The organism is Paraburkholderia sp. C35 (genome assembly GCF_003121405.1).
Classification (GTDB): Bacteria; Pseudomonadota; Gammaproteobacteria; order Burkholderiales; family Burkholderiaceae; genus Paraburkholderia.
This window is the reverse complement of sequence record NZ_QBUY01000013.1, coordinates 124,941-134,478: the sequence shown is the minus strand read 5'-3', so window position 1 is coordinate 134,478 and position 9,538 is coordinate 124,941. Positions and strand designations below refer to the sequence as shown.

General features: G+C 63.0%; 11 protein-coding genes and 2 tRNA genes. 10 read left to right on the top strand and 3 right to left on the bottom strand.

Going from position 1 to position 9,538, the window contains the following annotated elements; all coding sequences use genetic code 11:
* Positions 1 to 422 precede the first annotated feature (422 nt).
* Positions 423 to 497: transfer RNA gene (locus DK391_RS11580), tRNA-Arg, on the bottom strand.
* Positions 498 to 626: 129 nt separating this feature from the next.
* Positions 627 to 1,457, bottom strand: a complete 831-nt coding sequence (locus DK391_RS11575) for an undecaprenyl-diphosphate phosphatase (RefSeq protein ID WP_109478131.1) — start codon at positions 1,455 to 1,457, stop codon at positions 627 to 629.
* 576 nt (positions 1,458 to 2,033) lie between these two features.
* On the opposite strand from DK391_RS11575, the gene DK391_RS11565 reads away from it, so the two are divergent.
* The 5 genes from DK391_RS11565 (at position 2,034) to DK391_RS11545 (ending at position 6,651) form a co-directional block, all read left to right on the top strand.
* Positions 2,034 to 2,951, top strand: coding sequence for an aldose epimerase (locus DK391_RS11565; RefSeq protein WP_109478129.1), 918 nt, complete (start codon positions 2,034 to 2,036; stop codon positions 2,949 to 2,951).
* 157 nt (positions 2,952 to 3,108) lie between these two features.
* Complete coding sequence (locus DK391_RS11560) at positions 3,109 to 3,828, top strand: peptidoglycan DD-metalloendopeptidase family protein (protein WP_204117338.1); 720 nt, start codon at positions 3,109 to 3,111, stop codon at positions 3,826 to 3,828.
* Between the two features lie 127 nt (positions 3,829 to 3,955).
* Positions 3,956 to 4,285, top strand: a complete 330-nt coding sequence (locus DK391_RS11555; RefSeq protein ID WP_109478127.1) for a hypothetical protein — start codon at positions 3,956 to 3,958, stop codon at positions 4,283 to 4,285.
* Positions 4,286 to 4,966: 681 nt separating this feature from the next.
* Complete coding sequence (locus DK391_RS11550) at positions 4,967 to 5,275, top strand: DUF2288 domain-containing protein (protein WP_109478126.1); 309 nt, start codon at positions 4,967 to 4,969, stop codon at positions 5,273 to 5,275.
* Entirely contained in the window at positions 5,272 to 6,651 is a 1,380-nt protein-coding gene (locus DK391_RS11545) for an MATE family efflux transporter (RefSeq protein ID WP_109478125.1), read from the top strand. The genes DK391_RS11550 and DK391_RS11545 overlap by 4 nt, the downstream gene beginning before the upstream one ends.
* Before the next feature lie 15 nt (positions 6,652 to 6,666).
* Here the strand turns inward: DK391_RS11545 and DK391_RS44845 are convergent, their stop codons facing one another.
* Positions 6,667 to 6,840, bottom strand: a complete 174-nt coding sequence (locus tag DK391_RS44845; protein WP_204117337.1) for a hypothetical protein — start codon at positions 6,838 to 6,840, stop codon at positions 6,667 to 6,669.
* Positions 6,841 to 7,005: 165 nt separating this feature from the next.
* On the opposite strand from DK391_RS44845, the gene DK391_RS44840 reads away from it, so the two are divergent.
* The 5 genes from DK391_RS44840 to DK391_RS11520 all read left to right on the top strand — a co-directional run bounded on the left by DK391_RS44840 (position 7,006) and on the right by DK391_RS11520 (position 9,534).
* Positions 7,006 to 7,179, top strand: coding sequence for a hypothetical protein (locus DK391_RS44840; RefSeq protein ID WP_204117336.1), 174 nt, complete (start codon positions 7,006 to 7,008; stop codon positions 7,177 to 7,179).
* Positions 7,180 to 7,526: 347 nt separating this feature from the next.
* Complete coding sequence (locus tag DK391_RS11535; RefSeq protein ID WP_109478123.1) at positions 7,527 to 7,685, top strand: DUF3309 family protein; 159 nt, start codon at positions 7,527 to 7,529, stop codon at positions 7,683 to 7,685.
* Positions 7,686 to 7,768: 83 nt separating this feature from the next.
* Positions 7,769 to 7,845, top strand: a tRNA-Pro gene (locus DK391_RS11530).
* Positions 7,846 to 8,075: 230 nt separating this feature from the next.
* Entirely contained in the window at positions 8,076 to 8,534 is a 459-nt protein-coding gene (gene sixA, locus DK391_RS11525) for a phosphohistidine phosphatase SixA (RefSeq protein ID WP_109478122.1), read from the top strand.
* A 184-nt stretch (positions 8,535 to 8,718) separates the two neighbouring features.
* Positions 8,719 to 9,534: a GNAT family N-acyltransferase gene (locus tag DK391_RS11520; protein WP_109478121.1), complete on the top strand. Its 816-nt coding sequence runs from the start codon at positions 8,719 to 8,721 to the stop codon at positions 9,532 to 9,534.
* Positions 9,535 to 9,538 lie beyond the last annotated feature (4 nt).

Here is a 9,538-nt window from a genome sequence, read left to right as displayed (position 1 = left end):
CACCGCCTTTGCTTTTCAGTCCGGAGTGGTGCGTATAAGGCGCGACAGCCGACACACCGTTTGCCACCTGGGCGGCCTGGGCCGAACTGGTCAGGCCCGCTGAGACGCGGGTGTTTGAAGAGGGTGACGCGCCCTTAAAGAGCGCTGGCAGCGGGCATCGAGAAGAGTGATGCCGTGTGAAGGATAGGACCGGCTGGGGGCCCGCAGGCAACTACAAGGATTGGCGGTGTTTAGCGGCTTTCTTTTGCCTACTTTTCTTTGCCGCTGCAAAGAAAAGTAGGTGCCGCCCCGCACAGGGGCGACGCTAGCAGACCAACACGAAATCGCGGACGCCAGCCAAAGACCAAAACCAAAACCAAAAAACCGGCAGCAACCCCAATCTCAACCAGCCCAGCACGCGCAGCAAATACAGAAAAACAAGATGGCCCCCCCACGAGGAATCGAACCTCGATTTCAGGTTTAGAAGACCCGTGTTCTATCCGTTGAACTATGGGGAGGCGAAACCGGAATTTTAACCTGGGCCAGCTACGCTCATGCGGCCGCCAGGTCACGCGCCGAGGCGCATAAAACAAAAAGGCCCGGCGACACACACCGGGCCCGCGATTATAACTGATCGAACGCGACGATCAGACCGGCTGCGGATGCATCATGAACCAGCCGAGAAACACCGCGCCAGCGATCACGCAATACACGCCAAACGACGCGAGACGCCCACGCCCTTCGAAATACTTCATCAGGAACCGCACGCTCAGATACGCAGCGATCGCCGTCAACACGCCGCCAAGCAATGCATCGGCAAGTTGGCCCGGTGCATGGAACAGCTTCGGCAGTTCGAGAATGCCCGCCGCGAAAATAATCGGTGTACCGAGCAGGAACGAAAACTCCGCGGCCTTCTCGGCCGTCAGGCCCGCGCCATTGCCCGCGATCATCGTCAGGCCGCTGCGCGAGAAGCCGGGAATCAGCGCGCCGATCTGCGCGAGGCCGACCAGGAACGCCTGCTTGAACGTCAGCTTCTCCGGCGCCTGATGCGCACGCGATCGTTGCAGACGATCGCCGAACCACAACAGCACACCGTTGACGATCAGCGCAATCGCCACGATGCGCAGATCATGAAACACACGCTCCAGGCGCTTCTCCAGCACGAGACCCACCAGACCGGCCGGAATCGTCCCGATGATCAGCGCCCACATCATATGACCGTCGTCATTGCGGCGGCCCGACAGCGACGCGAAAAAGCCGCCGATCAGCGCGACCCAGCGCGCACGGAAGTACCACAGCAACGCGAACGCGGTGCCCAGATGCAGCGCCACGAGGAAGGGAAGCAATTGCGGCGCATGCTTGTCGATATGCATGCCGAATAAAGCAGGTACGAGCAGCGTGTGACCAAGACTGCTCACCGGAAACAGTTCCGTGACGCCCTGCAGCACGCTCAAAAAGATCAAAAACGACAGGCTCACGCGTCGGTCCTTTTGAAAAGTGGGGAGGTTGGACAGCTTGCCGGAGCGCGATGTCCGGCATCTGAAAGCGGGTCGATTATGAAGGTCCGATCCGGGAGCGCCAAGGACAAAAATTCGCTTTTAACAGAATCTTTCCGCATCGCAAAAAATCGAAAGTTTTATTACGACGATGAAAGCAAAAAGGCCCGCCTGGAAGGCGGGCCTGCGTGCGGAGGCTGCGTGGACCGTCGGTACGCGCCGACGGCTCAACGTGGAATCTCGTCGCCCCGTGTCAGCGTGTAAATTTATAAAAGAAATAAATCGTACTGCCCGTGAACATACCGAACAGTGCCACGCTCATTGCCATTGCGAGATCCATCGCCCCTCCTGGAAACCGGTGATCGGGCCCGGCGCGAGCCGGTGGCGAGCACATTATCGGTGGCGCTGACTGTGCGGTAACACCCGCAATTTCCCGAGAAGGGTTTCCCCGTACGACAAAGCGGCGCACAATCGGCGTCGCCGCGCGCTTCGTTCCACCTTTTGCGCCACAATTGTGCAGATCGCTTCCCTCCTCAACCGCTTTCTATCGCCATAGCCATGCCTCAATTCCAGCAACAGGACATCATCGAGATCGCACGCGACGCCTCCTTGCTGCGCGTCGCGCCGCAGGCGGGCGGCCGCCTGCTGTCGTGGGACGTCGACGGCCAGTCGGTCATCTTCTGGCCTGAGCAGGCGGACTGGAGCCGCGTCGCGCACGTGCGCGGCGGCAATCCGCTGCTGTTTCCGTTTCTCGCGCGCCATTATGTCGACGGCCAGATCGGCCGCTGGAAGGACGCGCAAGGCACCGTGCGCGACCTGCCGATGCACGGCTTCGCGCGTAACCTGCCATTTGAAGCCACGGTCGATGAAGCCGCCGGCTCGATCAGCATGGTGCTGACCGACAACGAGGCGACGCGCACCGGCTATCCGTTCAGCTTCCGCTTCGAAGCGAAGTACACGCTGGTCGATGCGCACACGCTCGATGTCGACTTCATCACCACGAATACGGGCGCAGCCGGCAGCGCACCGCTGCCCTACTACGCGGGCCATCACTTCTATTTCACGCTGCCGCACACGCAACGCGGCGAAACGGTGCTCGAACTGCCGCGCACGGTGCGCCGCCATCAGTTGCCGGACGGCTCGATCAGCGCGGGCGAAGCCGGCAAGCCAGACTATCGGCTCGACGATCAGAGCATCGTCGACCAGTTCCATTGCCTCGACGGCGCGCCGGATCATCTCGTGCGCCTCGTCGCGCTGGGACTCAACCGCAGCCTCACGATCGATCTGCAGCGTCCCGGCTCCGTGCCCTGGTATGCCGTCACGACGTGGACGGAAAAGCTGGAATCGGACTTCTACTGTGTCGAACCGTGGCTGGGCCTGCCCGACGCGATCCACAACGGCATGGGCTTGCGCTGGCTCGAAGCGGGCGACACCGAAACGGCGTCGCTGCGCATCGCCGTCAGCACGTTGCCTTAAGCGTTCCGCGTCTCACGTCGCGCGCGGTGCCGAACACCCGGCGCCGCGCGCCGTCCCGGTCCAAAAACGGGCCGTGTTTTGCAAAACCGTTAAAATCTGGCGTTTTGCAACTGCCGCGTGATCGGGATCGGCGCGCGGCGGCGTCTTGCGAGGTCCAATGTTGACAACAAGAATCAGACGGCTGGTCTGCGCGAGCATGATCGCAGCACTGGCCGCATGTGGCTCGGCACCTGTAGGGCCGGGCTTCTACCGCGTCGAACGGGGCGACACGCTGAACAAGATCGCGCGAAGCAATCGCACGTCGGTTCAGAGCATCGCGCGCTGGAACAATCTGTCGAACCCCGATGCCATCGAGGTCGGCCAGGTGCTGCGCGTCGCGCCGCCGCCGGGCACGGCAACGGCCAGCACGGGGTCGGCACGCAGCAGTGCGGGGTCGTCGGGTAGCGCATCGGCGGGGGCTTCGTCTTCGTCGCGCAGCGCTGCGGCGGATACGCCTTCGACGCCCGCCTCGTCGATCTCGCTGATCTGGCCGGCAAGCGGCAACGTGGTGCGCAGCTTCGACGGCAACAACTCGAAGGGCATCGACATCGCGAACGTCGCGGGTACGCCCGTGTTCGCGGCGGCGGGCGGCACCGTCGTCTATGCGAGCAACGGCCTGCGCGGGTACGGCAACCTGCTGATCATCAAGCACAATGCCGACTACCTGACGGCCTACGCGCACAATCGCACGCTGCTCGTGAAGGAAGGCGAATCGGTGCAGCAAGGCCAGAAGATCGCCGAGATGGGCGACTCCGACAACGACCGCGTGATGCTGCACTTCGAACTGCGCTATGCGGGCCGCTCGATCGATCCGGCGCGCTCGCTGCCGCCGCGCTAACGCGCCACGACGCAGCGGGAACCTGATGGGCCGTGCGCGGCTCCATCACAGAGGCAGGCGGGCACGCTCCGTGCCATGCCTGTCGACACCGCGTTCACGCGCGCAACGACACAGAGAGGACACTCCGATGAAAAACGCCCTTGCGGCTGTACGTGCGACGGCGGCGAGCCTCGCGATCGCAACGCTTACGAGCCTGACAGGTTGCGCCAGTTCCGGCTCGACCACGCTGACCTATCTGCCCAACGGCGACGCCGGCTTCGCCATCAACTGCAGCGGCAGCGACGCGAGCCAGAACTGGGGCGAATGCTACAAGCGCGCGGGCGAAGCCTGCGGCGCCTATGGCTATGACGTGATCTCGAAGGATGTAGACACGGGCGGCACAGCGGGCGGCACGCTTGGCGGCGTGCTCGGCGCCAACGTGAAGAACCGTTCGATGGTGGTCCGCTGCAAGCAGTAAGCGTCGCTTGCGTACGTAGTCTGATGTATTCGATGAGCGGGCAAAAAAATGCCCGGCACGAGGCCGGGCAAACGGGGGTTCGGCGCATATCGGCAAAGGACCGGTTCACCATGCGCCGAGACGAAATCTAGCAACGCACCTATACCCACGCAATCGATTAATTGTGCAAATAGTGTGAGTCGGCGCACGGTTAGACGAGGAACTGAATGGCGCACGCGTCATTGTGCAATGCCGATCAACATATCGATTCACATCCAATAGGCACTTTTCGCAATATCGCATTCGCCTGGAACCCACAGCAGACGGGCGTTTCGCCGCATCTTGCAAATAACGCGCGCAAATAGATCTGCACGCCGATATTCAACCGATTTACGCATTTCGCTTCGATGACGACAATAGCGTGACTTGGTGCGCCAACGCACCTTTCTGTAGCGATTGTCCATCGCCATTCATCAGATTTAACGAATTGGCGCGCCTTGGTTTAACAGACCGATATGCACGCGGAGTGCGACTTTTAAACCGCGCGAGCGATGTCATCGACATCGTTCCAACCAGGCGAAATGGCGCCATGTCGCCTATGGTTTATAGTTACGCCCGCCGTGCAGGCGCGCGCCATCTGCGCGCCCAATACACACGGCTTGCCCCCGATACCTACGACACGCCCCGCTGGCCGCAAACGTCATGACTTCCTCCGCTACCCCACAAAGCCCGCTCTACCAGACACTGCTCGGTGAAACCGCGAAGATCGGCTGGAGCGAACTCGAACGTTTCTTTGCACGCGGCATGCTGCTGCGCGTCGCGCGCGACCTCGATCTGGTGAGCGTCGCTGAAGCGATCGCCAGCGACGATACGACCCAGGTCACGCAATGGCTGTCGGCGGGACTGGTCGAGCGTGTCCAGTCGGAAACAGCCGCTGACTTCGCCGCGCGCGACCCGGATCTGTGGGCCGTGGTGGTGTCGCCGTGGGTCTGCGTGCAGGAACGCGGTTGAACGATCACGCCGACGACAGCGCCGCGCCGGCCGCCGCGCCCGCTGTCCCTACGCGCTGGCACCGGCGCGTGCTCACGCTTGCCTTCCCCATCGTCCTCGCCAACCTGACGCAGCCGATACTCGGCGCAGTCGACACCGCCGTCGCCGGCCATCTGGACAGCGCGTCGTATCTCGGCGGCGTTGCGCTCGGCGGGCTATTCTTCAACTTCGTGTTCTGGGGTTTCGGCTTTCTGCGCATGGGCACGACGGGCCTCGTCGCGCAATCGTTCGGTGCGAACGATCAGGCGGGCCTGCGCATGAACATCGTGCGGGCGCTGCTGCTCGCGTTCGTCATCGGCGCGGTCATCCTCACGTTGCAGACGCCGCTGATCGAGTTCGCGGTGCGCGCGATCGGCGGCAGCAGCGAGGTGCAGCAGCACGCACGCGCTTACTGTCATGCGCGCATCTGGGCTGCGCCGCTCGCGTTGGGCAACTATGTCGTGCTCGGCTGGCTGCTCGGCACGCAGCGCGTGCGCGTCGCGCTTGCCACGCAGGTGTTCATCAACACGGCGAACATCGTCGCGGTGCTTCTGTATGTGTATGCGTTCGGCTGGGGCGTAGCGGGGATCGGCGCCGCCACCGCGACAGCCGATGCGCTCGGCTTCGTATTCGGCGCCGTGCTGCTCTGGCAGATGCGGGTACGCGGCCTGCCTTCGCTCGAGCGAGCCGCACTGTTCGATCGCGTAGCGCTGCGGCGCATGGTGACCATCAACCGCGACATCTTCGTGCGCACCCTGTGTCTGCTCGGCGCGTTCGGCTGGTTCGCGCATCTCGGCGCGAAACAGGGCGACGCGACGCTCGCTGCGAACGCGCTGCTGCTCAACTTCCAGACGTTCATGGGATACGGGCTGGATGGCTTCGCGCATGCGGCGGAAGCGCTGGTCGGCGCGGCCATCGGCGCGCGCAATCGCGAAGCGTTCCGTCAGGCGGTCAAGGTGACGCTGCTGTGGTCCGCGCTGGGCGCGCTGGTCTTCACGCTGATCTACTGGATGGCGGGCGCGTGGATCGTCGAACGGCTGACGGATCAGACCGTGGTGCGCGAAGCAGCAGAGGCATTCCTGCCGTGGACCGCGCTCTCGCCTATCGTCTCGGTGTGGGGTTTTCTGCTCGACGGCGTGTTCATCGGCGCGACCCGCACGCGCGAACTGATGACGTCGATGATCGTATCGCTCGGCGTGTTTTTCGCGGCTTCGTGGGCGCTCGCCGGCACGCACGGCAATCACGGCTTGTGGGCGGCGTTGATGATCTTCATGGCGGCCCGCGGCGTGACGCTTGCGCGCCTGTTGCCGGGCCTCGCGCGCGAGGTTGGGCCTTCCGTATTGCCCGGCCGCGCGTAGGCGCCTGCAGAGCGTCTATTGCGGCGCGGCGGGTGCGTCGATCATCGACGGTGGACGGTCGTCGGTGGGCACGCCGTGGTAGTCGACGGGATCTTTGGGCGGCACGTGGTGGTGGACGGTCGGATCGTCGGCACACGCCGCCAGGGCGAACAGCGAAAACAGCGAGGCAGCAAGCAGGAAGCGCTTCATGAATTTTTCGTACGTGATCTTGGCAGCGACAGACAGGTCGCGGGTGACGAGTCTAACCGTAAAGCGCAATGTGCGCCGCCGAACCTGGATATTGTCCGCCTTGCGCCATCTTGCGGCGGCTGTTCTACTATGTATGGATGGTTGCATTCGTCGAAGGAGGCTGCCATGGATGCCGAATCGATCGCAGGTCTGGTTGGACTGGCCATTGGGTTGCTGGTGCTCGTCGCGCTGTCGGTATTCGAATCGCGCACCTATCGCCGTGAGCATGAGGGCGAAGGGATGATGCACCACTGGCTGGCCGCACATCACGTCTTCGACAGAATGCGCCGCAGACACTGAAGCAGGATGCGCTGCGCACAGCGGCGCTGCCGTCCTGGTCGTCTGAATCTCCACCGACTCGCGCGCCGGTGCGTCTGCCGCGCGCGGCGTTTCTTGTTCCGCGTGCGAGTCCCGCGTGCGCGTGTTCCCTTGCCTCTGTTATCCCCCGCGCCCTCCTTCGCGGCTTCTCCTGCGCCTGGGCAATCCGTAACACGTCCGCCGATGCCGGGCACATGCCTTGCTGCCTGTAAGCCACGGAACGCGCACGTTGCGCGCTCGATACTCCGGCCGCCAGCGCGTCCAACGGTACTGCCCGGACGCGTCCAAGCGGTCTCCATTTGTGGCCCGGCCATATAAGGAGAGATAACATGACCCTCGGAACCATTCTGCTGATCGTGGTGATCCTGCTCTTGATCGGCGCCCTTCCCAGCTGGCCGTACAGCCGCGAATGGGGCTATCGTCCGACGGGGCTCGTCGGCATCGTGCTGGTAGTGGTGATCGTGTTGCTGCTGATGGGGCAGTTGTGACCCGGTGCAACGAACCGATTCTGCGGCGCGCAAAACGCATTTGACTCTTGGCCAGCATTGCACTTACAATCTCGGGCTCGCGTCGGAGCGTAGCGCAGCCTGGTAGCGCATCTGATTTGGGATCAGAGGGTCGTAGGTTCGAATCCTATCGCTCCGACCACCAATGCCGTACACATAAACCCGCGTCACTGTTCTGGTGGCGCGGGTTTTTGCTTTTTTGCCCGTGTTTTCGCGCGAGTTTCGGGCGCTGCGAGTGCATGTCGGCCGCGCCCGTTTTTCATCTGCGACGCAGCGTCGAAACACGCATGCATTAAAACCAAACTCGCCCCGCCTCGCGTTGTCCATACTTGTTCAATCCCAACCGCCGACAGAGCAAACGGAGACATCGCCATGAACCTGATTCTCTGGCGCCACGCCGAAGCCGAAGACATCGCCGCCAGCGACCTCGCCCGCCAGTTGACCACGCGCGGCCGCAAGCAGGCGCAGGCGTCCGCGAAATGGCTGCGCGCGCGTCTTCCCGACGACGCCGTGATTCTCGCCAGCCCTGCCACCCGCACCGTGCAGACGGCCGAATCGTTGACGGATCAATACCGCGTGGTGCGCGAGATCGCACCCGCCGCCAGCGCCACCGCCGTGCTCGAAGCGGCGGGCTGGCCGGACGGCATGGCGTCGACGGTCGTGATCGTCGGCCATCAGCCCACGCTGGGTCACGTCGCGGCCCGTCTGCTTGCCGATAGCGGCGCAAGCTGGTCGATCAAAAAGTCGGCGATCTGGTGGATCGAAAGCCGCGTGCGCGGCAGCGAGGGCCAGGCGATTCTGCGCGCGATGATCAGTCCGGACCTGATCTGATCTCTCGCCCAATCGATTGATCCGTGCTGCATAGTGGGATCGAATGAAGCGGGCACCGAAGGCCTGCCGAAAGCGGCGGGCTTACGACACGTCATCGAATCGTCATGGCGTTGCCATGTGAGCGTCACCCGCCGTTACTACATTGGCGTCGAAGCGAATTTCACATTTTCGACCAGGACGCCACATGCGAGAACTGCCGACGCCTACCTTGCCCTTCGCATCGATCCTTGAGCCGCGTCGTCGTCTGCCACGCACGGAAGAAACGGTTACCGCCCAGCATCGCTTGCAGGTTTCGTGGGCACGCACCGACGAGGAGCTTCGTGAAGCGCAGCGTCTGCGTTACCGGGTCTTCGCCGAGGAAATGGGCGCGCGCCTATCCGGCCCTGCCGGCCTCGACGTCGACTCGTTCGACGCGTATTGCGATCACCTGATCGTGCGCGATCTGGACACGCTGAAGGTGGTGGGCACGTATCGCGTGCTGCCGCCGCACCAGGCGGCGCGTATCGGGCGTCTGTATGCCGAGGGCGAGTTCGATGTGTCGCGTCTGACGCACCTGCGCTCGAAGATGGTCGAGGTGGGCCGCTCGTGCGTGCATCCCGACTATCGCAGCGGTTCGGTGATCATGTCGCTGTGGGCCGGGCTGGGCTCGTATATGCAGCACAACGGCTATGAGACGATGCTCGGCTGCGCGAGTGTTGCCATGGCAGATGGTGGTCACTACGCGGCGAATCTGTATGCATCCCTGCAGGATGATGCGCTGACTACGCCTGAGTATCGGGCGTTTCCTCATACGCCGCTGCCTGTCGATGAACTGAAGACTGGGGCGACTGTGACGCCGCCGCCGCTGATCAAAGGGTATTTGCGCCTGGGCGCGAAGATTTGTGGTGCGCCGGCCTGGGATCCTGACTTTAATACCGCTGACTTTTTGACTCTCTTCCGGTTGTCCGAGATTAATGCGCGGTATGCGCGGCATTTTTTGGGTGATGCGTTGGGGAGGTAAGTGG